This window comes from Nocardia uniformis NBRC 13702 (assembly GCF_001613345.1).
In the GTDB taxonomy this organism is placed as follows: Bacteria; Actinomycetota; Actinomycetes; order Mycobacteriales; family Mycobacteriaceae; genus Nocardia; species Nocardia uniformis.
Window position 1 is genome coordinate 29469 of the sequence record NZ_BDCE01000047.1, and the last position, 26314, is coordinate 55782.

A 26314-nucleotide genomic window follows, 5' to 3' on the forward strand; every position below is an offset into this window, starting at 1 on the left:
GGGCGGTCGGTTTGTTGTTCAGCGGTGTGTTCGGCAGAGCAGGCAGTGCAGTTGGCAGACCTAACGGAGGACGGCGCGATGACCAGCCCGCAGGAAAAGGCAGCGGCGGCACGGAAGGCCGCAGAGGAAGCGGCACGGGTCGCCGCGGAGGCGGTAGCCGCCGCGGAAGCCGCGGAGAGGGAAGCGGCCGAACAGGAAGCGGCAGACAAGCTGGCACCCAGTTCTGGCACCGGGACCGTGAAAGTCGATGCGGCCAAGGCGGATTCGTCCGAAGAATCGCAGACTGTGACGGAACCGGTTGCGGAAAAGCAGGATTCGCCCGAGGCGCAGGCTATTGCCGCCGGGTATGCCTTCGACGGGTTGGCCCTGGAACTCGGCACCGTGATAGTAGGGGACCAGGTGGACCCCACCGCACGTGTGCGGATTCCGATGAAAACCATTAACCGGCACGGCCTTATCGCCGGTGCCACCGGCACCGGTAAGACGAAGACCGTGCAGGGGATCGCCGAACAGCTGTCGGCGGCGGGTGTGCCGGTGGTAGTTGCCGATGTGAAGGGCGACCTCTCGGGGCTGTCGCGGCAGGGCCAGTCCAATGACAAGATTCTGGGCCGCGCCCAGGAAACCGGCGCTCCGGACTGGGCTCCCACCGCGTTCCCGGTCGAATTCGTCTCGCTCGGCACGGATGGGATCGGTGTGCCGATTCGCGCCACCATCACCTCGTTCGGTCCCATTCTGCTCAGTAAGGCATTGGGGCTCAACGAGACTCAGGAATCCACCCTCGGTCTGATCTTCCACTGGGCGGACGGGGCCGGGCTGCCGCTGCTGGATTTGAAGGATCTGCGCGCGGTCATCCAGTTCCTCACCAGTGCGGAGGGCAAGGAGGATCTGAAGGGTATCGGCGGGGTATCGGCGCAGACCGCCGGTGTTATTCTGCGCGCGCTGGTGAACCTCGAAGCCGATGGCGGCAATACCTTCTTCGGTGAACCGGAACTGGATCCGCGCGATCTGGCGCGCGTCGAGGGCGGACGCGGTGTGATCACGCTCTTCGAATTGGGTGCGCAGGCGGCGCGACCGCAGATGTTCTCCACCTTCCTCATGTGGGTGCTGGCGGACCTGTTCCAGTCGCTGCCCGAGGTGGGCGATCTCGATAAACCCAAGCTGGTGTTCATCTTCGACGAGGCGCATCTGCTGTTCAACGGGGCATCCAAGGCATTCCTGTCGCAGGTCGAACAGACGGTGAAGTTGATTCGTTCCAAGGGCGTCGGCGTGTTCTTCTGTACGCAGCTGCCGACCGATATTCCGAATGCGGTGCTGTCGCAATTGGGCGCGCGGATTCAGCACGCCCTGCGCGCGTTCACCCCGGAGGACCAGGCGGCGCTGTCGAAGACGGTGCGCACCTATCCGAAAACCGCCACCTATGACCTGGAGAAGGCGCTCACGTCGCTGGGTATCGGTGAGGCGGTCGTGACGGTGCTGTCGGAGAAGGGTGCGCCGACACCGGTGGCGTGGACGCGGATCCAGCCGCCGCGCTCGCTCATGGACACCATCGGCGAGGACGCCATTCGGTCTGCGGCGCAGTCGAGTTCGCTGTACGGCAAGTACGGGCCGTCCGTCGATCGGGAATCGGCCTACGAGATCATGGCCGAGAAATTGGCGGCTGCCGCGCAGGCGGCGGAGGCGGAGGCCCCCGCGTCGAAATCGCGGTCGCGAAAGGCCGAGCCGGTAGACGAGTCCATGGCGGAGAAGATTGTGAACAACACCGCGTTCAAGAGCTTCCTGCGGTCGGCGGCCACGGTGGCGGGGCGGGAAATCGGCCGCTCGATCTTCGGCACCCGCAAGCGCTGACCGCACTCTCGGGGCCACTTCGGCCCCTCAAAAGTACTGTGCCCCTTGCCCGTCAGGGCAAGGGGCACATTTCGTCCCAGCTCTATTCGCTGGCGAGCTTCTTGTATGCCGCCCCCGCCACCACGGAGGTGATCGCGCGCGGGCCGAACTGGCCCGCCAGGCTCATACCCTTGGAGATCAGGCCCGGCACCACGCGCATCTTGTTGCGCGCCAAGCCGTCGATGGAGATCTTGGCGGTGTACGCGGCGGTGACCCAGATGAATTCGGGGATCTTATTACCGACCTCGTCCTGATCCGGGTTATCGGTGCGGACCGGGCCCGGGGCCAGCAGCGTGACATTCACGCCGGTGTCCTTGAGCTCACCGCGCAGCGATTCGGCGAAGGTATTGGTGAACGCCTTACTAGCGGCGTAGGTGGTGTTGTGCGGGATGGGCATATTGCCCGCGGCCGAGCCGGTGATCAGGATGCCGCCCGCCCGCCGGGCCAGCATCCCCGGCAGCACCGCGAGGCTGAGGTCGTGGACGGCGACCGCATTGAGTTCCATGATGTCGCGCTCGTAGTCCAGGTCCAGATCGGCCAGCGCGCCGAAGGTGGCCACACCGGCGTTATTGCACAGGACGGCGATATCGCGCGAGGCCAGCTCCTTGGCCAGCGGCGCCCGCTGTTCCCGGTCGGACAGGTCCACCGCGCGCACCTCGGCGGTGACGCCGTATTTCTCGGTCAGCCGCTGCGCCAGCTGGTTCAGCAGATCCTCGCGCCGGGCGACGAGAATGACGGAGTACCCGCGCGAAGCGAGCTCTTCGGCCAGGGCTTGTCCGATCCCGGACGAGCTTCCGGTAATGACGGCACGGTTATCGGCTGTGGGTGCAGGCAGGCTCACGACAAGCGAGCCTACCGGGGCCCACTTATCCCATGACGACGTACTTCATCTGTTCCTGCGGCGCGCAGCGCATGACGCCGCCCGCATTGATCCATTCGCCGACAACGCGCGGAGCGTCACGGGCCGGGTTGTAGATGTCCTCCTCACAGGAGAACAGCCCGTCGCCCGCGTATACGAGGCGGGTGGTGTTGGGGAACCAGAATTCGACGCCGGGTTCGGTCGGGTGGTCGAGCACATTCCGGATACCGACCACCATCGCGTCGTTGGCCTCGTCGAAAGCGATCCACTCGTGTGGAAAACGCATATGCGGAAACGGCTTCATGACATTGACGATCCACCGCCGCGCATCCTCGCGATTGTCGAAGGTGCCGTACGCGTGCTCGATATAGGTCACGTCCTCGGTGAAGAGATCCGCGAACGGTGACCAGTCCTCGGTCTGCGAACAGCGGTCGACCACCGAACCGTAGTGGCGCAGCGCGTCTTCCAGCTCGGCCCGACTGAACTTACCCATGGTGACTCCTCTCCCGACGCACATTAAGCGCTTCCGCTTAGTCATGTCGGGGAATCGCCGCAATGCGGCACTCCTCGAAAGCCGCGCAACCGCTTTCGCGCTAGCCGTCACCGCAATGGTCGTGGACCTGCTCGTTCTCATCCCCGACCTGTTCCCTGACATCAATGGCACCGCGTGGTGCAGATCGACCTGGCTCCGCAAGGCGGGGCTTCTCGTCCCCGGAGCGGCAGATGAGCCCGCTATTGTCGAGTTCTGGAAGCGACGAGAAGGGGCGGGTCGATGGGGCGAATCGCACAGCAGCGCCCCGCCGCCACCCCGGCATCGGCTGGTCAGGTGGCGCGGCGGGGAGCCATTCTGCGGGCGGCTGCCGAACTCGGTGCCGAAGCGGAGTTCGACCGGGTGCAGATGGCCGATCTCGCCACGCGGGCGGGCGTGGCGCTGGGCACGCTCTACCGATACTTCCCCACCAAGACCGAAGTGTTCGCGACCCTGTTCCAGGAACAGATCGCCACTTTCGTCGCCGATCGGTGGCAGCCGCCCGAGGGGGATGGCGCCGTGGAGCGCGTCGGGCGCAATCTGGCCGCGCTGAACGCGACACTGCTGCGCAGCCCGCGGCTGTGCTCGGCGATGCTGCGCGCCACCGCCGCCGCCTATATGAGCCAGCCGCCGCCGGAACAGTTGTGGCTGGAATCGGAATCCGCACTGACGCAGGCGATTCTGGACACTCTCGGAATCGAGCAGCCCGGTCCGGACGATCACAGCGCCGCCCTGTTGCTGATCTACAGCTGGTGGGGTGTGCTCACCTCGAGTCTGAGCCGACGCATGTCCCCCGAACGTGCCGAACATGAACTGTGCCGGGCTGCCTCGTTGATCCTGGCCGACCACATCCACTGAGAGTCACTGTCGGCTGCCGCGCACGGCCGGGTCGAAGCGCGCTTCTGACGTCGGTATCTCCCGCGAGCCTCGCCGCGCCCCCCAGGTAATCGAGCCGTATATCCGCATGAGCCTTGACATCACAGAAACTAGAATTAATTCTAGTTTCTAGGTGGCTCGCGCCATGGCGACTGCCTGGAGAGGTGAGGGACATGACGGACAAGGTGTTGGAGCAGGTCGAAGCACTCGGTGAGCGGTTGGCCGCCACCGCCGCCGACAGCGAAGCACTCGGGCGATTGTCCGACGACAGCGTCGCCCTCATCCGCGAAGCCGGGGTGATGCGACTACTGCAACCCGCCGACTTCGGCGGGTACGCCGCCCACCCGCGCGTCTTCGCCGAAACCGTCATGGCGGTGGCTCAGCGATGCGGTTCGACCGGATGGGTCTGCGGCGTCGGCGGCGTGCACCCGTGGGAGATGGCGCTGATGGACCGACGCCTGCAACAGGAGGTGTGGGGCGAGGACCCCGACACCTGGATCGCCTCGCCGTATGCCGCCCAAGGCGTCGCCACGCCGGTCGACGGCGGCTACCGGCTGCGCGGACGCTGGGGCTTCTCCTCCGGCACCGACCACTGCGACTGGATCTTTCTCGGTGCCACCCTTGGCGACGCCGACGGTCGTCCCGCCGAACCGCGCACCACTCTGCACGTGGTGCTGCCCCGCGCCGACTACGAGATCGTCGAGGACACCTGGGACGTCATCGGTCTGTGCGGCACCGGCAGCAAGGACATCCTCGTCGAGGACGCCTTCGTCCCCGTCTACCGGACCGTCGACGCGCAGGCGATGTCGGAGGGCTCGCAGGCTGCGGTGGCCGGCCGCGACGAAACCCTCTATCGGCTGCCGTTCTGGGCCATGTTCCCGCTCGGTATCACCGCCGCGGTCATCGGCATTGCCGAAGGCGCACTCGCCGTGCATCTCGCGTACCAGCGTGACCGCACCACCATGACCGGCGTCCGCATCACCGAGGACCCCTACACCCTGTCCGCGATCTCCGAGGCCGCCGCCGAGATCGCCGCATCCCGCACCCAGCTCCTCGACGGTATCGAGCGCCTCTACGACCTCGCCGACGCGGGCACCACCATCACCTTCGCCGATCGCGCCGTGACCCGACGCAATCAGATCCGGTGCGCCTGGCGCGCCGTGGCCGCCGTCGACGACATCTTCGCCCGCTCCGGAGGAAACGCGGTCCGCCGCAGCAATCCCGTACAGCGGTTCTGGCGCGACGCCCACACCGGTCTGCAACACGCCATCCATACCCCCGGACTCGTCTACCACGCCACCGCGCTCACCACCATGGGCATCGAACCGCAACCGCGACAGCGGATCATGATCTGAGCCGCACACCCGGAAACGGGCTCGCCGACTGGCGAGAACGCCGAGAAACGACGAATACGGCTCAACCCCTGGTGAAATTCGATGGGCACCGATGAGTTTCGAGCGCGTAGGAGGTCTACCCGTTTATGAGGAAACTGATCTACTCGATCGGCGTATCGCTGGACGGTTACATCAACGACCGTGACGGCAGCATCGACTGGACCGACCCGGACGATGAGCTGCACCAGTTCCACAACGACAGGTACCGCGAGATCGAGGTCTCGCTGCACGGCCGCCGACTGTACGAGCTGATGGCCGAATACTGGCCGCACGTGCCCGAGACCGCGTCACCCATCGAGCGCGAGTTCGCCGCCCTCTGGACGGAGAAACCCAAGGTCGTCTTCTCCCGGACGCTCACCGAGGTCCAGTGGAACAGCACTTTGGTCAGTGCGAACGCGGTCGACGAGGTCCGCAGGCTCAAGGCCGGAGGCGATGGTGTCATGGAGGTCGGTGGCGCGGGCCTCGCGGCCTCGCTGCTGCCCCACGGGCTCATCGACGAGTACCAGTTGTTCCTCTCACCCATGGTGCTCGGCGGCGGCACACCGCTGTTCCCGCCACTGGACAAGCGCATCCCGCTCCGACTGGCCGAGACGAGGCACTTCAACACCGCGGTGATGCTGCGCTTCCTCGCCGACTGAGGCTGAGGTCATCTCAGCTTCGGCAACACGCCATCATGCCGAGTCGAGTGCGAATTCCGAGTGGTGGTGCGTGTTTACCAAGCATCACTCAGTTCTGCGTGAAATGTGCGCCGAGTCGTCCGCACAACACGGCCAACTCGGATTCGTCGACACGCGGCCCATCGCTCCATGAGGTGAACCAGTCCACTGTGTCGGGCGTGCCTGCGGGGCGGACGAACACATGCTGGTGGAAGTGCGTGACGCTGCGGCCGGTGATCGCTGAGAACACGTATTCAGGCGATAGCTCGGTGCGCAACGCGTATGCCGCGCGGCGAGCCGCCCAACCGACTGCGGTGCCCTCGGCATGGGCGTTGGCGGCGGGCAGTTGCCGCCCGGAGTTGCGGCGCGGCGTCGTGGTCGGCTGAACGGGGCTCAGCGCGCGGGCGGTTCCATGAAGGCGATGCCCCACCCCACGTGGCCGTGCCAGACGCTGGCGATGCGTCCGCCCTGCACAGCCGGTTTGGGGTCGCCGATCGGGCCACCGGCCGCGCGAATGGCTTTCACGGCACCGTCCAGATCGGGGGTCTTGAAGGCGACTCCGACCAGTGCGGGCGGCTGACCGGAGGTCACCGCCTCGATGAATGGCTCGCCCACCCGGTAGAAGGCCATTTCCGGGCCGTCCGGACCACGTGGATGGAACCTGCGGCGTGGTGGATCACCGAGTACCGCAGTGAGATTGGTGACGGTGTCGTCCAATTCGGGTGCCCAGTAGACGACGTGGTCGACGATGGTGACGCCGTTCGGATGTGATGAACCATCCGGTCCGGCAGTGGAATCCACCAGGGTGGGCACACCCAGCACGTCCGGGTCGGCGTGCACCTCGTCGAAGCCCCAGGCGGGCTGGCCGAAGGTGCACGTCACCTGACCGATGCGAATGGTCCCGTCGATGACGGTGAAACCCAGTGCCGCCCACGCCTGCTCGTCACCGGGCAGGCCGAGGCGGGTGAGCAGCGGCATTACAGGGCCGCCGCCAGGCGGGTGCCCTGATCGATGGCACGTTTGGCGTCGAGCTCGGAGGCCAGGTCGGCGCCGCCGATGAGGTGTACCTTGACGCCCGCCGCGATCAGCGGCTCCTGAAGTTCGCGGACGGACTCCTGTCCGGCGCAAAGGATCACGTTGTCGCACTCGATGACGCGCGAGCGTTGACGCTTTTCACCGAAGCTGATGTGCAGCCCCTTGTCGTCGATGCGCTCGTAGTTCACGCCGCCGATCTGTTCCACGCCCTTGGCCTTGACCGCGGCGCGGTGTACCCAGCCGCTGGTCTTGCCCAGATCCTTGCCGAAGGAGGAGGCCTTGCGTTGCAGCAGTACGACCTCTCGTGCGGCGGGGGAGGGCTTGGGGGCGGTGACGAAGCCGCGCACGTTCTCGTCGTCGGTGACACCCCACTCTTCCTTCCACTCGTCGAGCTTCAGGCTGGGATGTCCTTCGACGGTGAGGAATTCGCTGACATCGAAGCCGATACCGCCCGCGCCGATAACGGCTACCTTCTTGCCGACCGGCTTACCCTCACGCACCAGTTCGGCGTAGGTCAGTACCTTCGGGTGGTCGATACCCGGGATATTCGGTACGCGCGGCTTCACGCCGGTGGCCAGAATAACCTCGTCGTAGCGGCCGTCGATGAGCTGCTGCGCGGAGGCGCGGGTATTGAGATGCAATGTCACGCCCGAGATTTCGATCTGCCTGGTGTAGTAGCGAATGGTTTCGCTGAACTCTTCCTTGCCCGGGATGCGGCGGGCGATATCGAATTGGCCGCCGATCTTGTCATCGGATTCGAACAGATCCACCCGGTGCCCGCGCTGGGCGAGGCTGACCGCCGCCGAGAGTCCGGCCGGACCCGCGCCGACCACCGCGAACCGGCGGGTGCGCCGGGTGGGGAGCAGCTTCAGCTCGGTCTCATTGCCCGCACGCGGATTCAGCAGGCAGGACACGTGTTTCGCCTGGAAGGCGTGATCCAGGCAGGCCTGGTTGCAGGCGATGCAGGTATTGATCTCGTCGGCGCGGGCTTCCTTCGCCTTATTCACCCAATCCGGGTCGGCCAGCAGCGGGCGGGCCATGGAAATGAGCTCGGCGTCGCCGCGGGTGAGGATCTCCTCGGCCGTCTCCGGCATATTGATGCGGTTGGACGCGCACACCGGAATATTCACCAGGGCCTTGACCTTCGCGGTCCACTCCACGAAGGCCGCGCGCGGCACCGAGGTGACAATGGTGGGGACGCGGGCCTCGTGCCAGCCGATATCGGTATTGATAATGGTGGCCCCGGCGGCCTCGACATCCTTTGCGAGGGCGGCGATTTCGTCCCACGTCTGGCCGTTCTCCACATAGTCGGCCATGGAGAGCCGGAACACGATAATGAATTCCGGGCCGACGGCCTCGCGCACCCGGCGCACGATCTCGACGGCGATGCGGCGGCGGTTCTCGGCGCTACCGCCCCACTTGTCCTTGCGCTTATTGGTGCGCGGCGCCAGGAACTGGTTGATGAAATAGCCTTCACCACCCATGATCTCGACCCCGTCGTAGCCGGCGAACTTGGCGAGGTAGGCGCAGCGGGCGTAGTCGTCGATGGTCTGCTCGACACCCTTGGACGACAGCGCGCGTGGCCGGAAAGGGTTGATGGGTGCCTTGATCGACGACGCCGACACACTGCCGGGCATATACGAGTAGCGACCCGCGTGCAGGATCTGCAAGGCGATCTTGCCGCCCTCGGCATGGACCGCCTTGGTGATGGCGCGGTGTCGGTACGCCTCGGTCTTATTGGTCATCTTCGCACCGAAGGGCAGCAGCCAGCCGGTGCGGTTCGGCGCGTAGCCGCCGGTAATAATCAGGGCCACACCACCTTTCGCGCGCTCGGCGAAGTAGGCGGCCAGCTTGTTGGTGTTCCAGGCCCGATCCTCCAGGCCGGTATGGATGGAACCCATCACCACGCGATTGCGCAAAGTGGTGAATCCGAGGTCGAGGGGCTCGAACAGGTGCGGGTAGGAACTCATTGCTGAGCACTGCCTTTCGGGGACGCGGGCGACGGGGCTGTGTCGCCGGGCCGGGTGGTGTCCTGACGGGTGGTGTCCTGGCGCAGCGCGGTCAGGACCTCGTCGCACCAGTCGACGAACCCCTCCTCGACGCGGACACCCGCGCGCAGGACGAGGTACTGGTGCAGTGCCGTGCCGGAGAGCTGTTCCGGTGCGGAGAAGTCTTTTTTCTCGAAGGCCCGAAAGATCTCGAGTCGTTGGGCGTGCTGGTCGCGGTGGCGTTCGACATCCGCGCACAGGGCCGGGATATCACCGTGCGAGGCGGCCCGCAGTTTGACGCCCAGCTCATTGCGCATGGGCGTGATGTCGGTCGGTTCGGCAATCCAGCGCGACAGTTCATCACGTCCGGCATCGGAGACGGTGTAGACCTTCTTATCCGGCCGCCCGTCCTGGGCCACTGTCTCGACGGTCAGCCAGCCCTGCTCCTCCATGCGCTTGAGTACGCGATAGATCTGCTGGTGGGTGGCGTTCCAGAAGAAGCCGATGGATTTGTCGAAGCGCCGCGCCAGTTCGTACCCCGAACTGGCGCGTTCGGTCAGCGATACCAGCAGCGCGTGTTCGAGGGCCATACGCCGAGAATAACTGCGACTCGATGTACTATGCAACTTGGTGCATAGCGAGTCCGGAATGTAGAGCAGTTCCTGTACGTGTTCAGCGCCCGCTACTCCGCCTCGGATGAACCGCCCCGGATGCGTGGTTGTAGATGCTGACTCCGGCCGGTGCCCGGGAGTGGGCGGCGCCGCACGGGCCGTTGGCCATGACCGACGAGGACCGTGACTGCCCCTGACTGCGGCACGCCGAGAAGCATCGCCGCAGGGCAACCGGATGACGGGTGTGTTCGCCGGGTGCGAGTCCCTCGCGTCGCATACTCTGCGCTGATGGCGGAGGTATCCGGGCAGGCGACAATCGGGCAGGCCAGCGGGCGCGGGCAGGTGGTCGCATGGGGTTTCTGGGATTGGGGATCCGCGGCCTTCAATGCCGTGATCTTGACCTTCGTCTTCTCGGTGTATCTCACCGACAAGGTGGGCGAGGATCTACCGGGCGGTATTTCGTCGAGTGCGTGGCTGGGCTGGGCCCTCGGCGCGGCGGGGTTGGTGGTGGCGGTGACCGCGCCGGTGAGCGGTCAGTGGTTCGACGCCGCCGCTCGTCGCAAACTGTCGCTGGCCGTGCTGACCGGCCTGACGGTGCTGACGATGGCGGGGATGTTCTTCGTCAACGACAGCTACCACTACTTCTGGCTGGGCCTGGTGCTGCTGGCCTTCGGCTCCGCGTTCTTCGAACTGGCGAATGTGCCCTACAACGCGATGCTGCGCCAGGTGTCGACACCCGCGACCGTCGGGCGGGTCTCCGGGTTCGGTTGGGCCATGGGCTACTTCGGCGGCATCGTGCTGCTGCTCATCTGCTATTTCGGATTCATCAGCGGTGATGGGGATTTCCGCGGCGTGTTCGGACTGCCGACCGACGAGGGCCTCAATATCCGTCTGGTGGCGGTCCTGGCGGCCGTCTGGTTCGCGGCCTTCGCGCTGCCCGTGCTGTTCACGGTGCCCGAATTGCCGCGCACCGACGCCGATCCGGGCGCGGCGGTCGCCGTCGTGCCGGCACCGCGCGGCGGTGTGGTGGTCGGCTGGTTCCGCGCCCTCGTCACCTCCTATCGGGTGTTGTGGCGCGACCTGCGTGAACTGTGGCACTCCGATCGCCACACCGTCTATTTCCTGTTGGCCAGCGCGGTATTTCGGGACGGTCTGGCCGGTGTCTTCACCTTCGGTGCGATTCTGGCCGTCCGGGTCTACGACATCGCCGCTGCCGACGTACTGCTGTTCGGTGTCGCCGCGAATGTGGCCGCGGCACTGGGCGCGCTGATCGCGGGCCGTTTCGACGACCGTGTCGGCCCGAAGACCGTTATTGTCGGAGCGCTGATCGCCATGATTGTCTGTGGCTTGATCCTGCTGACCGTTTCCGGCCCGCTCATGTTCTGGATCTTCGGTCTCGCGCTCACCGTATTCGTGGGCCCCGCACAGTCTTCGGCCCGGTCTTTCCTCGCCCGTCTGGCCCCGCCCGGCCGCGAAGGTCAGCTGTTCGGTCTCTACACAACCACCGGCCGCGCCGTATCATTCCTGGCCCCAAGCCTTTTCGGCCTCTTCGTCTTCGTCTTCGACGATGACCGCTTCGGCATAGTCGGCATTCTGATCGTGCTGGCGCTGGGCCTCGCCGCGCTGATACCGGTGCGTTCGCCCGCACGCCGGGCGCGCTGATCGAGGTATTTCAGGGCTTCCAGGCGGCCATGCCCAGGCCGACGAGGCGGACCTGGCGCACCGCTGTGGCCACGACCCGCGGGCGGTCGCGGGGTTCGCTGGCGATGTAGTCGGCAATGCGTTCGGCGACCGTCGAGACAATGAGGTCGGCGGCGAGTTCGAGATCGTCAGGCGACCAGGTGTCCAGGGCGCGGACCCGGGAGAGGTCGACGACCAATTCTCGGACTATCAGGTGCATTTCGACGGAGATGGCGCTGCGCAGCGCGGCCGAGCCACCGTGGCGTTCGCGCACCAGAAAGCCGTAGAGGTCACGTTTGCCCTCCACCTGCTCGAAGACGAATCGGACGGTTTCGGCCAGGCGGGCATCGGGGGTGCGGCGCAATTCTCGTAGCGCCAAACGCAATTCGCGTACGCCCTGGGCGACCAGCGTCGCGCCGAGCTCCTCCAGTGAGGAAAAATGCCGGTAGAAGGCGGTGGGGACGATCCCCGCCGATCGCGCGATCTCCCGCAGGCTCAGGGCCGCGAAGCCGCGTTCGGCGGCCAGGGCGAGGGTGCCTTCCAGTACTGCGGCGCGGGTGCGTTCCTTGCGCTCACCTCGGGTAGCTGCCTGCTCGCTCACGTCGATGAGCATACATGCGTTCACATTCTGTCCCTTCGCAAGATGTCGTGTGGGTCACACGAACTGCAGGTTGAACTTGGGGGCGTCTACCCGGCAGACTAACTCAGTGTACAGATGTGCACTGAAAGCTCCCCGGTATCGGTACCGTGGACGGTGCACCCGACAACGACGGGGCGCGCCGAGATATTCGGTGACGCGACAGGAGGCCCGCATGGTTGGACTACTCAGCCTCGTGCAGACACTCACCAGCCCGCACCCGCTGGACCGCTATCTGGAACTGGTGCGTCCGACGTTGACCGTGCGCGATATGCGCGCCGAGATCACCCACGTCCGCCGCCATCCCGCCCCCGGCAGTGCCGAGGGGTCGGTGACCTTGACCCTGCGACCGACCCGGCAGTGGGACGGACACCTCGCCGGGCAGTATGTGCAGATCGGCGTGGTTATCGACGGTGTGCGCCACACCCGCTGCTATTCACCGGTGAATACCCAGGGTCGGCGCGATCGCCATATCGAACTGACCATCAAGGCCCATCCGAACGGCCTTGTCTCCCAGTACCTCAATGCCCACGCCGTGCCCGGCATGGTGGTGGACCTGGCCCCGGCGGCGGGTGTGTTCCACCTGCCCGGCCAGCGGCCGGACAAGATCGTGCTCATTAGTGGCGGCAGCGGTATCACCCCGGTGCTGTCCATGCTGCGTACTCTCGCCGCCGAGGGGTACGCGGGGAAAGTAGTGTTCCTGCACTACAACCGTTCGCCGGAAATGACTCCGCACCGTGCGGAGCTCGACGCGATCGCGATGCAGCACACCAATTTCCGGATCGAGATGTGTTACCCGGAGCTCGATCCGGAGCAGCGTTTCAGCTACGACCAGCTGGAGCGGATCGCACCCTGGTTCGCCACCGCGCAGACGTATATGTGCGGGCCTCCCGGGCTCATGAGTGCCGTGCGGACCATTTTCGAGGCCGAGCAGTTGGCCGACCGGCTGCACAGCGAGGAATTCACCCTCAGCCTCGCACCGGCCGAGACCGAGACCGCCGAGGGCGACATCACCTTCTCCGGTAGCGGCATCACCGCCGCCAACTCCGGCGAAACTCTGCTAGAGCAGGCCGAAACCGCCGGTCTCACGCCGGAGTACGGCTGCCGCATGGGGATCTGCTTCACCTGCACGGCGGTCAAGCGCAGTGGCTGCACCCGCAACCTGCGCACCGGGGAGCTCGACAACGACCCGGATCAGCCCATCCAGCTCTGTATCAACGCCCCCGTCGGGGACGTCGATATCGCTATCTGACAAGGAGCGATCATCATGGCGATACTCACCGAAACCAAAGACGGCCCGCTGGTTCTCAGCGCCGACCAGATCGAGGAACTCGGCCGCGAACTCGACGAGCTGCGCGCCCGCGTCACCGCCGATCTCGGCGACCGCGACCGCGAATACATCTACAAGATCATCAGGGCCCAGCGTGCCCTGGAGGTCACCGGCCGTGGTCTGTTCTACCTCGGCTTCCTACCGCCATTCTGGCTGGCGGGTGTGGCCGCGCTGAGCGCCTCCAAGATCCTCGACAATATGGAGATCGGCCACAACGTCATGCACGGCCAGTACGACTGGATGCGTGAACCCGGCCTGAATTCCCGTGTCTTCGAATGGGATACGGTCTGTCCGTCCGATCAGTGGCGGCACTCGCACAACTACATGCACCACACCTTCACCAATATCCACGGCAAGGACCGCGATATCGGCTACGGCATTCTGCGCGTGGACGAGGCCCAGGCCTGGAACCCGCTGCGACTGGGCAACCCGCTCTACGCCGCCGCACTCATGCTCGCCTTCGAATGGGGCGTCATGGGCCATGACCTGGAGGTGGAGAACATTGTCCGGGGTAAGCGCTCGTGGTCCGATATCAAGACGCTGGTCACCGGCCAGGCGCGTAAGGCCGGTCGGCAGGTGCTCAAGGACTACGTGGTGTTCCCCGCGCTGACCGGGCCGCTGTTCGTGTCCACCCTCGCGGGGAACTTCACCGCGAATATCGTGCGCAATATCTGGACCTTCTCGATCATCTTCTGTGGACACTTCCCGACCGGCGTACAGACGTTCACCGAAGAGGAGACCGCCGAGGAAACCCGCGGTGAGTGGTACGTGCGCCAGATGCTGGGTTCGGCCAATATCACCGGTAGTGAGCTCTTCCACATCATGTCCGGCAATCTGTCGCACCAGATCGAACACCACCTGTTCCCGGATCTGCCCGCCAACCGGTACCCGGAGATCGCGCCGCAGGTCCGTGCGCTGTGTGAGAAGTACGGCCTGCCCTACAACACCGGTCGCTTCAGCAAGCAGATCGGTTCGGTCTGGGGCAAGCTCTTCAAGCTCGCCCTGCCGCCCTTCCTCGCCGGCAAAACCCCACAGCCAGGTGTTATCGTCATGCGGCGGGGGAAGCCGAGCGAAGTGGGCGTGTAGATGATCGGAAAATTCGAAAGCAATAAGGATCTGATCCAGGAGCTGACGGCCTCCGGGGCGCGACACGTCGGCAATATCGCGAACATCATTACCGGCACTGTCGCCGAGGTGACGCGCGAAATCGGGGATTGGGTCACCGACGCCATCGAGATGCGGGAGGCCGCCGCGGCCGCGGCGGCCGACGCCGCCGCACAGCGTGAGGCGGACGCCGTAGCGGCGGAATCCGACGATGAGCCGGAAGCCGTTGTACCGCAGGATGTTCCGGTGTCGGATGCGGTCGACGAGCAGACGGCGGAGTTCATCGACGCCGAGGTTGTCGTCGAGCCGCGACAGTACTGAGAGCTCCATCCGTCATTCCGGCATGCTCTTGGCCGGAATCCGCACCTCGTATGAGAGTGCTGGATCCCAGCTCGGGACACGCCGGGATGACGAGTTCGGGTTTCAGGAGCCAGGTGGTACTTCTCCTCCGAGAGGTGCCACCGGCTCACCACACCGGCAGTCGACGTCGGTGCTGGGCTACCTCGGTGATCAGATCTCGGTAGCCATCGGTCAGTTCGGCCAATCGATACCACTGCAGATGCGCCTCGCGGTCCACGCCGTGACGAGCGTTCCCGTCGCCATTGCGGCCCTCGCCATTGGGTCCGCTGACGTCGTATCCGGTCACATCCGCACCTCGTCTGGCCGCCTCCTCGTCATTGCGAGTGGGCGGACCGTCGCCGTTCGGGGTCCCGCTATGTCGGCGCGCTCGTCCGTCGCCATTCTTGCCCGCCCGTGCCGTACGCGGCGGCATACCCAGAGCCTGTTGTGCCGCAACCCATTTCGCTGCCATGCGATCGATGACCGAGCCCAGGGTCTCGGTATGCAGCGAGGCGCCGTTGCGGTGAGCGATATGGGCGGCCACCCAATCGTCTATGCGGTCCACCAGTTGCGCCCGCCGAGCGTCGATGGTCTCCAGTACCTGGCTGCACTGCGCCACGCGCCCCGGCGTGGCCTCGGGAGCGTGCGCGTTCTGCTGGGCGTAGAGCCGTTCTTCATGGCATTGCGCCAGCTCATGGGCGGCCTGGAGGACTTCGCGGTCGAGACGGTCGGCGGTGACCGGTTCCCGGAAGGCGCGCAGGAGAGTGGCCGGTGCGGGTAGCTCGGCCCCGGACATCGGTAGGTCGGCCCCGAAACCCATTGCGCTGTAGTCGGTTGCCATGTTTCCTACCCTCGACTGTGCTGATTTGGGTGCGCCAGGGCCGAGGGGGTTTCGGGGAGGGGCTCCCCTCGGCTCCGGCGCAGCCCCGTACGTCGGTACGCACAGCCCACCAATCATTGACACGGTAAAGAAACCGGGATATCCGCGACGATGCGATGGGGAGACTGTCCGAAATACGGGACATATTCAGGTTGGCGCGATACCGGGTGGCGCGCAACCGGCGGGCGCGCGATTCGGCGAAGCTGCCGGAAAATCGTTATACACCATTACAGTACGGTCACGTGCGGGGCGCGTTTCGTGGCGAATCGACACCTGCGGATCGGTCGCCCGGGGTGGGCTCGACGATCGTGGTCGGAGTGTCGCGGTCCTCGCGCGTGCCGTCTCCGTCCGTAGTGGCGTATCGGTGGCAATCGGTCGGGCGTGGCGGCGTCGGCGCGGTCACGGGTCCGATAGCCTCGATATTCGTGCCCGCATACGTATCCTCACCGGAGCTGACCTTCGGTTTCATGTTCGCGCTGGAAGATCCGGAGCGAATCGCGGAAGTAGTGCGCACCCTCATGGTCCGCCGAACAATCTCGGTGTTCCGATTGGCGCATCTGTCCGACGACAACGGTCCGCCGGAGCGGTATGTCGTGAATTGGTCGGCCATTCCGCAGATTTCCATCACCACCGCGGCGCCGGAGCGGGACGAGTTGCATTCCAGCGGAACGATGCTGGTCAACGCGTTCCTCGGCGAGGACGGTGAAGTGAGTCTTTATTCCGCGGGCGCCCAGCCTCCGCGATAGGCGTTCAGCCGACTTTCGTTACGGTGACACTTGACATATCGGGTCTAAGCAATCTCTCAGCTACTGACCAGGAGTCTGTCAGGGAGCATCGGCAGTGTGGGTCACGTCGTCGGCGGGAGATCCCCGCCGGAGACGTCACACAACAGAGAGGTTGATACATGATTCCGGTTATCATCGACACTGGTTCCGCCGCCCTCAACGGCCTGTTCAGCACCGGTTCGGCTGCTCTGAGCGGCATCTTCAACACCCTGTTCACGGGTTCTTTCGGCGGCTGACCGCCGACACCGAAGAGATTTCGACTCACCGCCCCGGACATATTCGTCCGGGGCGGTTTTTGTGTCGCGGAACAGTTTTGGCGTCCTTTATGGCGACCTCGATCTCAGCTCACCAGCGCCGGGGTCCGGCGACGCAGTAGCACCTGCTCCAGCAGCGCGACCAATACTCGCTTCGCCGATTCCCGGTCACGCGCATCGCAATCCATCATATGAATCGCCGGATCGATATCCAGGGCCTCGCGCACCTCGTCGAGGTCGAAGCGCGCGCCCGCGTCGAAGCGGTTGACCGCCACGACGAATGGGACGCCGCGCTGTTCGAAGTAGTCGAGTACCGGATAGCAGTCCTCGACCCGATCGGTATCCACCAGCACCACCGCGCCCAGCGCGCCGTCGAGCAGATCGTCCCAAAGGAATTCGAAACGCTCCTGACCGGGCGTGCCGAACAGATACAGCACCAGTGCCGAGTCGAGGGTGATGCGGCCGAAATCCAAGGCCACCGTCGTGGTGGTCTTGCCGGTATCGCGGCCCGGATTGTCGATCCCCACCGATACTTCCGTCATCGCCGCCTCGGTGGCGAGTGGTTCGATTTCGGAGATGGCGCCGATGAGGGTGGTCTTGCCGACACCGAAACCACCGCTGACCACGATTTTCACCGAGGAGGCGAGCGGGCCGGAGGCAGTGGTGGCGGGAGACGCGCTGTGGTCAGAGTGCCCGAACAAGGTCCCGGATCCTTTCGATGGCGGCGGTGGATAGTTCGTCGGCCTCGCTCACCGACACGTGGCCCGCGCTCGCCAGATCGCTGACCAGGACACGAGCCACGCCGACCGGAACCCGCAGGGCGGCACCGATTTCGGCGAGTGAGTGTGGTTGCTGGCACAGCCGCACCACGCGCTCGGTTTCGAAGCGCAGCGGTGCGGACAGTGCGGCGGGGGCGGCGCGTACCAGGGTTTCCAGGCGCAGACCGTCGATCAGTGGGGTGGTGCGGCCAGCGGTCATCATGAAGGGCCGCACCACGGGGTCCTCGGTCTGCGAGCGCATCGTCGCGGCCCGCGGCGGCGTAGCGGGTCCGGCCCATTCTTCGGGCCGTTCGAGCGCGATCATCCGGGGGTCCGGGAGCCGATGTCGATGGTTCATCGCGACAGGGATTCGCGTAACTCGGTAATGAGGGTCGGGGTGAGCAGATTTCCGGCACGCTCGGCCAGGATCGCCATCTGATAGCCCACCAGGCCCACATCGGCGGCGCTGTCGGCGATAACGCCGATACAGCTGCCGTCGGTCACCGCGGAGACGAGTAGGAAGCCACGTCCCATCTCGATCATGATGAGCCGCAGGCCATCGAAGTCGTAACTGCGGGAAGCGCTTCGGCTCAGGCTGCTGAGTCCGGACACAATGGCGGCGAGGCGGTCCGCGCCGGTGCGGTCCAGGCCGGCCGACATGGCCATGAGCAGTCCGTCGGCGGACACCGCGACGGTATCGCGCACCCCGTCGGTGGTGCGCACGAAGTCGGACAGCAACCAGTTGAAGGTATGCGGGTCGGTTTCGGTGTAGTGGGTCGTCACCTGCGGTCCTCCTGTGGATGGGGCTGGTCCCCGCGTTCGCCGCGCTGATGTCCGGCGCGGAATCCTGCCAACATGCCGCGCACTTCCTCGGGGGAGCGTCCGGCGACGAGTGCGGGGGGCTGTCGGGTCGGCGCGAACCGCGATTTCTCGGGTGTCGTACCGGCGTGCTCACGAGTCTTCCTGCTGCGCTTGACAAGCCCGTTTCGTGTGCGTTGCACCCCTGCGTCGGTCGCCGTGTCGTCGCTGTGAGATTCATTCGGCGCCAAGGTAACCGCAGATGTTCCCACGGCCGCCACCTCGTTTGCGGGGGTAGTGGCTGGCGCATGATTCACCTGGAAGAGCTTTTCCGCCAACGGAATCGAGGTTCCGTTGAGCGGATGCGTCGTCACGGTGCCGGTCGCCGCGCCGTTCGTCGCGGAGCTGTGCGTGCCGTCTGTTTCGATGCTGCCGACCCCGGATTGCGCAGTCGGGAAACCGTTGACGGCGGTGAGGTTGGCGCTGCTGGTTGGATCCAGGCTCGCGCCGGTGAATGCCTTTGCGGCTGGGTCGATCTCGGTGATACTTGCGATGCCGACCACTGCCGGATCGGTGTCGGCGGCCGCAGTGGGGGGTGCACCGCCCGGCCACACCTGCCGGTGTCGCCCGGTGTTGGGCCCGACGGGTGCGCCCTGGGTGAGTGCGAGTGGTTGCGCTGCTCCGTGTTTCGACTCCAGTGCCGGACTGTTTGGCGCGCCGACGAGGGTCTCGGGCAGCAGTAGGCGGGCGACGATTCCGCTGACGGGGGAGACGGTGAGTTCCACTTCGACGCCGAGGCGTCGCGCCAGTCGGCCGACGACATAGTGACCCAGGTAGCGGGTGGGGGCGACCAGGAAGTCGGCTTCGCCGCGCAGGCGGGCATTGGCGATGGCGAGTTGATCCGGGGACATACCGACGCCGTGGTCGACCACGGCAATGAGGTAGCGGGGACCCAGGCGGCGACCGTAGATCTCGACCTCGAGATCCGGTGGGGAGAAGGACAATCCGTTCTCGATGAGTTCAGCCAGCATATGCGCGAGCTCACTGACCGCCGAGCCGACGATATCGATATCGTCCACGCGGCGCAGGATGACCCGGCGATAGTCGTCGACTTCGGACAGGCCGGCGCGAACGACATCGCTGAGCGGGATGGGCTCGGACCAGCGGCGCGGGCTGGATTCGCCGACCAGGACCAGCAGGCTTTCGGCATTGCGGCGCATACGAGTGGCGAGGTGGTCGAGTTCGAACAGGTTCGACAGTGCGTTGGGGTCGAGTTCCTCGCGCTCGAATTCACTGATCAGACCGAGTTGGCGGCGCACCAGATTCTGATTGCGGCGGGCCAGGTTGGCGAGCGATTCGGTGGTGTTGCGGCGCAGCAGGGCCTGATCGGACGCCAGATCGAAGGCGGTGGTTTGCACACGGTCGAAAGCCTTCGCCACCGAGATGATTTCGTCGCCCGCCCGGATGCCGAGCCGGACCGGCTCCGGTGGTTCGGGGTCGGTCCCGTCATTGCGCCGCCAGGCGGTAATGAGGTCGGGCAGTCGTCGGGTCGCCACCTCGTCGGCCTCGGCGGCCAGCCGCGCCAGCGGTCCAACGATCGCGCGCACGGCCGCCACCACCAGGGTCACCTGTGCGGCGATGGCCAGTAGCGCGGCCAGCAGGTACGCACCGAGCACCAGGGTGGCGCGGTCGCGCATTTCGTCGGCGCGGGCCCGAATCTCATCGCCCACCGCGCGCTGTACGCCGTGTTCGGAGTCGATGACCGAGGTCATCTGCCGCCACCACTCGGCCGCACTCACCGGCTCCAGCAGCGGACCCGCTGTCGAGCCGATGGCAATGGCTTCGGCGGCAGCGGCGCGCGTCGAATCCTCCGAACGCATGGCGGTGGTGAGCAGGATGCTTTGCTCGGCGGTGGCATCGCGTTCGAAGGCGGTGATGGCGGCCAGTTTCGCGGCACGAATATCGAGGAATCGCACGTACTCGCCGGGTCCGAAACCGCCCGAGGTGAAGACGCCATTGAGGAATCCGCGTTCCTGCGCGGTGTACTCCTTGGCCTCGCCGAGCGCGTAGAGCGCCTGCAATCCCCGCCACAGGTCGGTGTCCCGGGCGCGGTCGAGATCCGGACGCGCCCGATTGAGCGCCGCGATGCCGCCGCTGTAGAACTGGAAGGTCGCTGCCCGGTCGATGCGCCGCGCGTCCACATCGGCACGATTGGCGCTCATACCCGACAATTGGGCGACCGCCGAACGCACCTGGTCGGCACCGGTCGGGTTTCCGCTCAGTGCGAAGTTGAGCGCGTGCAGTGCCGTATCGGTGGCGTCGCGTTGATTCGCGACGGTCTGCCGTAGCGAATCATCCCCACCCAGTAGGCCATTGGTGAGACCGCGCTCACGTTGGACCTCGTGGACCAGATCCTGTACCGCCAAGGCCAGCGAGACCGCGCGCGCGGTCGCCCCGGTATCGCGATACCGTCCGAACTCACCGCCGATAATAATCGCCAATAGTGCGAGTACCAGCGTCACCGAGACCAGCAGAATTCGGGTCAGTCGGGCACGAATTGTGCGCGGCCGCGCGAATCCCACTGGCGGCGTGAGTCTTACGTTACCTCGCGGCAACAATGACGCCGGACGGAATTTCACTACATAGCTCCTGCAATATCGGCCATCGTGCCGACTTGCGCCGCGCACAGTGAGAATCATCAGCAACGTGTCATAGGGGCAGTGCACCCGCAAACCGAGACCGAACAGTGTGGCGTGCGGAACTCATTGCCGGGCCTGCTATTACACATCCACTCCCAATCTTCGTCGGATGGATGTGATCGCCGGGTCCGCTGCGAAACAATGTGATGACTATCGGCTCACCGTCGTGTCTTCGGCGCAGGAGAGGTCGGCGGTGGGCTCGGCGAATCGCGTTCTGCTCGACTGCTGTGATGGCCGAGGTGTATCCGCCGTTCGAATTATCGCTGCGGTCCGGTTGCGGATTCGTAGATGCGGCGCACCACATCCTCGATATCGGGTTCCTCGAGCGAGAGGTCGCGCACCTCCGCGCGCGCCGAGATCGCGGCGAGCAGTTGTGCGGCCGTAGTGTTCTCGGAATCGAACGCCAGGCGTTGCCGCATGCCCGAACCCGCGCTGTCGAGGAGTTTCGCACCGGGTAGATCGGTGAGCTCGGGTGTCGGCTCGACCAGGTCGACCGTCAGTACGCGTTGCGCGCCGACGGTGGCGGCCAACCCGGTCAGGGATCCGTCGTAGACCAGGCTGCCGCGATCCACCACCAGCACCCGGTCGCACAGCCGCTCGATATCGCCCATGTCATGGGTGGTGAGCAGCAGGGTGGTGCCGCGCTGGGTGCGCTCGTATCGCAGAAACTCCCGCAGCCGCTGTTTGGACAGCACATCCAGCCCGATGGTCGGCTCGTCGAGAATGACCAGTTCGGGTGAATGCAGCAGCGCCGCCGCCACTTCCGCGCGCATGCGCTGACCCAGCGACAGCTGTCGCACCGGGGTGTCGAGGGTGCTGCCCATTTCCAGCTGTTCGACCAGCTCACGCAGGCGTTTATCGGCCTTGGACTCGTCGAGTCGGTGGATGGCCGCCAGAATCGAGAACGATTCACGCAGCGGCAGATCCCACCACAGCTGCGACCGCTGCCCGAACACCACCCCGATCCGGCTCGCGAGTTCCCGGCGCTGCCGGACCGGATCGAGTCCACAGGTCCGCACCGTCCCGGAGGTGGGTACCAGAATTCCGGTGAGCATCTTTATGGTGGTGGACTTTCCGGCCCCGTTCGCGCCGATATAGCCGACCGCGGCACCGGGTTCCACTCGAAAGCTCATGGCGTCCACCGCGGTCGATACCCCACGCCGTCGTCGCCAGCGCCCCTCCTTGCGGCGCACCACGAACGTGCGGGTCAGATCCACGGTGTCGATAATGGGCCCGTTCACCCGCCGCCTCCCTGGTAGTGCCTGGTACCCACGCGCCACATCCCCAGCGCCGCCGCCCACACCCACAAGGCCGCCAACGGCGACGCCCAGGCCAGCCAGGACGGCAGTAGCGCCGGACCGGGCAGGTCCAGCAGGGCGATGGTGGGCAGATAGGAGGTGAAGGCCACGGGTATCAGGAATCCGAATATCAGTTTCATCGGTGTCGGGAACACCGAGGTCGGTTGCATCGAGGCATAGGACCCGCCGTAGGTGAAGGCATTGGTCAGCTCCGATCCGTCGATGAGGAAGAACTGCACCCCCGCCGCACAGATGAACAACCCGGCGAATATCGCGATACCCGAGAGCAGCGTAAAAATGAACAGCGCGACATGCGTTGGTGTCCAATCGATGTCATTGCGGGCTATACCGAAGCCGAGCACTACGGCAGCCACCGTAATCCGCGCCACCCGGCGCAACTGGATATCACTGATGGCCAATTGCAGCAGTAGCGGTTGCGGTCGCAGATAGAAGGCGTCGAGCTGACCCATTCGAATGTAGGTGGGCAGCGTATCGACGTGTCCCACAAGCATATCGGCGATCGCGAACGAGGTATTGCTCAGTCCGAACAGCAAAAGCATGGCGGTCAGGTCGAGCCCACCGAGTTGCGGCACATTGTGGAAGATCACATACATCTCGCCGAATTCCACCAGCCCGATCAGGAAGGCGCTGAACAGATCCGTGGCGAACGACAGCGGATAGGCCCGCTGCGCGCGCAGTCGGGAGCCGAGCACCGCCCGATAGGGTGCGAGCCCCGATCGTGCCTCAGCCACCCTGCACCTCCAGTTTGCGCCGCCCGGCGCGCAGCACCAGCTGCCCGGCGGCCAACAGGGCGAAGAACCAGAATATCTGGGCCGCAACGAGACCGACCGCATGCCAGCCGACGGTGCGGCCGGACAGCACGTCGATCGGCCACTGCATCATCGAGGGGAAGGGTGTGCAGTAGGCGAGGGTGCGCAACCAATCCGGGAACAGCGATACCGGCGCGAACAGCCCGGCCAGGAAGGTTCCGCAGATCATGTGCAGCGATCGCAGCCCGCGCGTCTCCACCATCCAGAATCCGGCCAGGCACACCGTGAACATGGATAGGAACGACACGGCGATGGCCAGCAGCAGACTGATCACGCCCAGGACATAGGGCCCCGGTGTATTCGGCATGGCGAGCCCGAAGGTGAGGACGCCGACGAGCACGCTGGGTAGTCCGCGCGGGAGCAGCGTGAAGACCGCGCGGCCGAGATACTCCGACAGATGGGCCAGTTGCATATCGATGGGCCGCAGAAAGTCGATGGCCACATCGCCGCTGCGAATACGCGCCACGATGTCCGGCATGCCCCAGAAGGCGATGGCCCCGAGCAGCCCCTGCGACAGCCAGATATAGGCACCGATGGTGCCCTGGTCGTAGCCGCCGAAATCGTCGGTGCTCTCGACCGCCGTCATCAGTACCGCGGCGCGGACGAAGCCGAACACGACATTGGTGACCAGGCCCGCGACCATGGCCAATCGGTAGTAGGACTGTCGGCGGAAACCCGCCCGGACCAGCTGCCAATAGACCCCCACGTCGGCGCGCACAAGAGATTGACACTACGTGGGGCAGGTGGGTGCGGCAAAGGAATATTGCCGGGTGCGCGCGGTACCCACCCGGTGACGGTCGGCTGATTCGTCGAAAACCTTCCCGGCGGCCCGGCTTCAATGCTAGAAACGGCAGTGTTTCACTTTGCTGCGACGCTAGGACCGCCGATGACCACCGCCGAGACGACCGTTTTCGAGACGCTCGAATCCAATGTGCGCGGTTACTGTCGGTCCTGGCCGACGGTCTTCGAAACCGCTCGGGGTACCTGGCTGACCGATGAGAACGGCACGGACTACCTCGACTTCTTCGCCGGGGCGGGGGCGCTCAATTACGGGCACAACAACCCCGTACTCAAGCGGGCGCTCATCGACTACCTCGTCGGTGACGGAATTACGCACGGCCTGGATATGTCCACCGTCGCCAAGCGCACGCTGCTGGAAACGTTGCGGGAGCTGGTGTTCGAGCCGCGAGGGCTCGACTACAAGGTGCAATTCCCCGGGCCGACCGGAGCCAATGCCGTCGAAGCCGCCCTGAAGCTGGCGCGCAAGGTGACCGGACGAACCGCCGTCCTGAACTTCACCAACGCCTTCCACGGAATGACCCTGGGCGCGCTCTCGGTCACCGGCAATGCCGCGAAGCGCGCGGGCGCGGGGGTACCGCTGATCCACGCCACCCCTATGCCGTACGACGGGTACCTGGGTGTGGCCGACGATCTTTCGTGGATGCGACGCGCACTCGACGACTCGTCCTCGGGGCTGGACAGGCCCGCCGCCGTCATTGTCGAAACCGTACAGGGTGAGGGCGGCGTGAATATCGCGCGCGCCGCATGGCTGCGCCAACTCGCCGAGCTGTGCGCCGATCGCGGAATCCTGCTGATTGTCGACGATGTCCAGATGGGCTGTGGGCGCACCGGATCGTTCTTCTCCTTCGAGTTCGCCGGAATCACCCCCGATATCGTCACATTGTCGAAATCCATTGGCGGTTACGGACTTCCGATGGCCCTGGTGCTCATGAAGCGGGAGCTCGACCAGTGGGCCCCCGGTGAGCACAATGGCACCTTCCGCGGCAATAACGCAGCCTTCGTCACAGCGGACAAGGCCCTGCGCCACTACTGGGCCGACGGCCGCCTGGAAGCCGCCACCCTGGCCAAGGGGGAGCGCCTCCGGACCAGCTTGACGGCAATGGTCGAGCACTTCGGCGGAATAACCACGCGCGGGCGCGGTCTCGTACACGGCCTCGTCTTCGCCGACTCCTCACAGGCGGCCAAAGTGTGTCGGATCGCCTTCGAGAACGGTTTACTGGTGGAAACCTCAGGATCCGAAGACGAGGTGGTGAAATTGCTTCCGCCCCTGACCATTACCGATGACGAACTCACCCTGGGACTCGACATCCTGGTTCGAGCCGTGGATATCGTCCGCCACGCTCACTGAGACTGCCTCGGGGACTGAGTAACTCGCCCCGAGGTGTAGCCGTCGGCGCACCGCCCACACCGGTGCGTCGTCGGGAGCCGGGCTCCCCGCTGCGGAGGGAGCCCGGCTCTGTTCCGCCTCCCCGGATCTTTAGCGGGCGGCTTGGGTGCCGCCGTGGGTTCTCGATCCGTGCCTGCGTTGGGTGCGGGGCTGAGTTTTGGGCGTACCCGGTGAGTTACCCCGAACGTTGCGAGATCAGTTGTCACGTTGGGTGACGATTTCGAACCTCCCCGGGGCTCGAGCGGGTGGTTTGGGGGCGCGTGGGTTCTCGATCGGTGTCAGTGTTGGGTGTGGGGTTGGGTCTTTTGGTGTACCCGTTGCGTTACTCCGGACGTTGCGAGATCGGTTGTCACGTTGGGTGACGATTTCGAACCTCCCCGGGGCTCGAGTGGGTGGTTTGGGGGCGCGTGGGTTCTCGATCGGTGTCAGTGTTGGGTGTGGGGTTGGGTCTTTTGGTGTACCCGTTGTGTTGCTCCGGACGTTGTGGGATCAGCTGGTGTGTTGGGTGGTGGCTTTATCGGGTGTTGGTGTCGGGACTTCGTAGGCTGATGGGTTGGTGTGGTAGCGCTGCATTCCTGCCCAGGAGTCGGGGAGGTAGCGGAGGCGTCGGGGGGCGATGTTCCAGGCGGTGCGGACGGTGCGGCGGAAGATTTCGAAGGCTGCTTGGTCGAGGCGGGTCCACTTCCAGCCCAGGATCTCTCGGGCCTCCGGGGGCATGGTGGCATTGGAGATCCAGACGCCGATACCCATGACGGGGTAGCGCACCAACCGCCACACCGGCTCCGGGATTCCGGACGGCGGGGGTACCTGCTTGCGGTGGATATTCGCCGCGAAGTCCGTGGTGCTGTTGGAGCCCAGCGCCTCCCGCAGTGTATGTGCCCAATATCGCTGGTAGCTTTCGT

26 protein-coding genes are annotated in these 26314 nt (G+C 65.3%); 10 read left to right on the plus strand and 16 right to left on the minus strand.

Features of this window, described 5'->3' with window-relative positions:
* The first annotated feature begins 51 nt into the window (after positions 1-51).
* The gene (locus tag NU1_RS15990) at positions 52-1845 is read left to right on the plus strand and encodes a helicase HerA-like domain-containing protein (protein ID WP_371859794.1); all 1794 of its coding nucleotides are present in this window, start codon (positions 52-54) and stop codon (positions 1843-1845) included.
* Positions 1846-1927: 82 nt separating this feature from the next.
* Here the strand turns inward: NU1_RS15990 and cmrA are convergent, their stop codons facing one another.
* Both cmrA and NU1_RS16000 read right to left on the minus strand, forming a co-directional pair.
* Positions 1928-2725 (minus strand): mycolate reductase, encoded by a 798-nt coding sequence (cmrA, locus tag NU1_RS15995; RefSeq protein WP_067522204.1) that lies wholly within the window; start codon positions 2723-2725, stop codon positions 1928-1930.
* Positions 2726-2750: 25 nt separating this feature from the next.
* A complete protein-coding gene (locus NU1_RS16000) occupies positions 2751-3236 on the minus strand; it encodes a nuclear transport factor 2 family protein (RefSeq protein ID WP_067522206.1) in 486 nt (161 codons plus the stop codon).
* A 279-nt stretch (positions 3237-3515) separates the two neighbouring features.
* On the opposite strand from NU1_RS16000, the gene NU1_RS16005 reads away from it, so the two are divergent.
* The 3 genes from NU1_RS16005 (at position 3516) to NU1_RS16015 (ending at position 6180) form a co-directional block, all read left to right on the plus strand.
* Entirely contained in the window at positions 3516-4130 is a 615-nt protein-coding gene (locus NU1_RS16005; protein WP_067522208.1) for a TetR/AcrR family transcriptional regulator, read from the plus strand.
* A 191-nt stretch (positions 4131-4321) separates the two neighbouring features.
* Complete coding sequence (locus tag NU1_RS16010) at positions 4322-5503, plus strand: acyl-CoA dehydrogenase family protein (RefSeq protein ID WP_067522210.1); 1182 nt, start codon at positions 4322-4324, stop codon at positions 5501-5503.
* 125 nt (positions 5504-5628) lie between these two features.
* Positions 5629-6180 (plus strand): dihydrofolate reductase family protein, encoded by a 552-nt coding sequence (locus tag NU1_RS16015; protein ID WP_067522212.1) that lies wholly within the window; start codon positions 5629-5631, stop codon positions 6178-6180.
* Between the two features lie 88 nt (positions 6181-6268).
* Here NU1_RS16015 and NU1_RS42555 read toward each other — a convergent pair whose 3' ends face one another.
* Genes NU1_RS42555 through NU1_RS16035 form a run of 4 tightly spaced genes read right to left on the minus strand, consistent with a single transcriptional unit; the run spans position 6269 to position 9811 of the window.
* Positions 6269-6628 carry a hypothetical protein gene (locus NU1_RS42555; protein ID WP_067522214.1) on the minus strand — a complete coding sequence of 120 codons (360 nt, stop codon included), beginning with the start codon at positions 6626-6628 and terminating at the stop codon, positions 6269-6271.
* On the minus strand, positions 6592-7176 hold the full coding sequence (locus NU1_RS16025; RefSeq protein WP_067522216.1) for a VOC family protein: 585 nt from the start codon (positions 7174-7176) through the stop codon (positions 6592-6594). Before NU1_RS16025 ends, NU1_RS42555 begins: the two co-directional genes overlap by 37 nt.
* A complete protein-coding gene (locus tag NU1_RS16030; RefSeq protein ID WP_067522217.1) occupies positions 7176-9203 on the minus strand; it encodes an NADPH-dependent 2,4-dienoyl-CoA reductase in 2028 nt (675 codons plus the stop codon). Before NU1_RS16030 ends, NU1_RS16025 begins: the two co-directional genes overlap by 1 nt.
* Positions 9200-9811 carry a PadR family transcriptional regulator gene (locus tag NU1_RS16035; RefSeq protein ID WP_084521475.1) on the minus strand — a complete coding sequence of 204 codons (612 nt, stop codon included), beginning with the start codon at positions 9809-9811 and terminating at the stop codon, positions 9200-9202. The genes NU1_RS16030 and NU1_RS16035 overlap by 4 nt, the downstream gene beginning before the upstream one ends.
* Positions 9812-10120: 309 nt before the next feature.
* Between NU1_RS16035 and NU1_RS16040 the strand changes: the two genes are divergently transcribed.
* Positions 10121-11494 carry an MFS transporter gene (locus NU1_RS16040; protein WP_067522219.1) on the plus strand — a complete coding sequence of 458 codons (1374 nt, stop codon included), beginning with the start codon at positions 10121-10123 and terminating at the stop codon, positions 11492-11494.
* Between the two features lie 10 nt (positions 11495-11504).
* On the opposite strand, the gene NU1_RS16045 is transcribed toward NU1_RS16040, so the two are convergent.
* Complete coding sequence (locus NU1_RS16045; protein ID WP_307644022.1) at positions 11505-12113, minus strand: TetR family transcriptional regulator; 609 nt, start codon at positions 12111-12113, stop codon at positions 11505-11507.
* A gap of 211 nt (positions 12114-12324) precedes the next feature.
* On the opposite strand from NU1_RS16045, the gene NU1_RS16050 reads away from it, so the two are divergent.
* Genes NU1_RS16050 through NU1_RS16060 form a run of 3 tightly spaced genes read left to right on the plus strand, consistent with a single transcriptional unit; the run spans position 12325 to position 14904 of the window.
* Entirely contained in the window at positions 12325-13401 is a 1077-nt protein-coding gene (locus NU1_RS16050) for a ferredoxin reductase (protein ID WP_084521476.1), read from the plus strand.
* Positions 13402-13416: 15 nt separating this feature from the next.
* Positions 13417-14565 (plus strand): fatty acid desaturase family protein, encoded by a 1149-nt coding sequence (locus tag NU1_RS16055; RefSeq protein ID WP_067522224.1) that lies wholly within the window; start codon positions 13417-13419, stop codon positions 14563-14565.
* Entirely contained in the window at positions 14566-14904 is a 339-nt protein-coding gene (locus tag NU1_RS16060) for a hypothetical protein (RefSeq protein ID WP_067522226.1), read from the plus strand. It abuts the gene before it with no gap.
* A gap of 145 nt (positions 14905-15049) precedes the next feature.
* Here NU1_RS16060 and NU1_RS43250 read toward each other — a convergent pair whose 3' ends face one another.
* Positions 15050-15763: a DUF4254 domain-containing protein gene (locus NU1_RS43250; protein WP_067522228.1), complete on the minus strand. Its 714-nt coding sequence runs from the start codon at positions 15761-15763 to the stop codon at positions 15050-15052.
* Between the two features lie 464 nt (positions 15764-16227).
* On the opposite strand from NU1_RS43250, the gene NU1_RS16070 reads away from it, so the two are divergent.
* On the plus strand, positions 16228-16548 hold the full coding sequence (locus NU1_RS16070) for a hypothetical protein (protein ID WP_067522251.1): 321 nt from the start codon (positions 16228-16230) through the stop codon (positions 16546-16548).
* 379 nt (positions 16549-16927) lie between these two features.
* On the opposite strand, the gene NU1_RS16075 is transcribed toward NU1_RS16070, so the two are convergent.
* From NU1_RS16075 to NU1_RS16105, 7 genes are all read right to left on the minus strand, one after another.
* Positions 16928-17542, minus strand: a complete 615-nt coding sequence (locus NU1_RS16075) for a GTP-binding protein (RefSeq protein WP_212761960.1) — start codon at positions 17540-17542, stop codon at positions 16928-16930.
* Entirely contained in the window at positions 17526-17924 is a 399-nt protein-coding gene (locus NU1_RS16080) for a DUF742 domain-containing protein (protein WP_212761959.1), read from the minus strand. Before NU1_RS16080 ends, NU1_RS16075 begins: the two co-directional genes overlap by 17 nt.
* A gap of 29 nt (positions 17925-17953) precedes the next feature.
* A complete protein-coding gene (locus NU1_RS16085; protein ID WP_067522232.1) occupies positions 17954-18382 on the minus strand; it encodes a roadblock/LC7 domain-containing protein in 429 nt (142 codons plus the stop codon).
* Positions 18379-20979 (minus strand): sensor histidine kinase, encoded by a 2601-nt coding sequence (locus tag NU1_RS16090; RefSeq protein WP_067522234.1) that lies wholly within the window; start codon positions 20977-20979, stop codon positions 18379-18381. Before NU1_RS16090 ends, NU1_RS16085 begins: the two co-directional genes overlap by 4 nt.
* A gap of 374 nt (positions 20980-21353) precedes the next feature.
* On the minus strand, positions 21354-22229 hold the full coding sequence (locus NU1_RS16095) for an ABC transporter ATP-binding protein (RefSeq protein WP_245720144.1): 876 nt from the start codon (positions 22227-22229) through the stop codon (positions 21354-21356).
* Positions 22230-22333: 104 nt separating this feature from the next.
* Positions 22334-23146 carry an ABC transporter permease gene (locus NU1_RS16100; RefSeq protein WP_067522238.1) on the minus strand — a complete coding sequence of 271 codons (813 nt, stop codon included), beginning with the start codon at positions 23144-23146 and terminating at the stop codon, positions 22334-22336.
* Positions 23139-23942, minus strand: a complete 804-nt coding sequence (locus tag NU1_RS16105) for an ABC transporter permease (RefSeq protein ID WP_067522241.1) — start codon at positions 23940-23942, stop codon at positions 23139-23141. The genes NU1_RS16100 and NU1_RS16105 overlap by 8 nt, the downstream gene beginning before the upstream one ends.
* A gap of 168 nt (positions 23943-24110) precedes the next feature.
* On the opposite strand from NU1_RS16105, the gene ectB reads away from it, so the two are divergent.
* Positions 24111-25373: a diaminobutyrate--2-oxoglutarate transaminase gene (gene ectB / locus NU1_RS16110; protein ID WP_067522243.1), complete on the plus strand. Its 1263-nt coding sequence runs from the start codon at positions 24111-24113 to the stop codon at positions 25371-25373.
* Between the two features lie 528 nt (positions 25374-25901).
* On the opposite strand, the gene NU1_RS16115 is transcribed toward ectB, so the two are convergent.
* Positions 25902-26314, minus strand: a 413-nt coding sequence (locus tag NU1_RS16115; protein ID WP_157552374.1) for an oxygenase MpaB family protein, incomplete at its 5' end; no start/stop codon positions are given.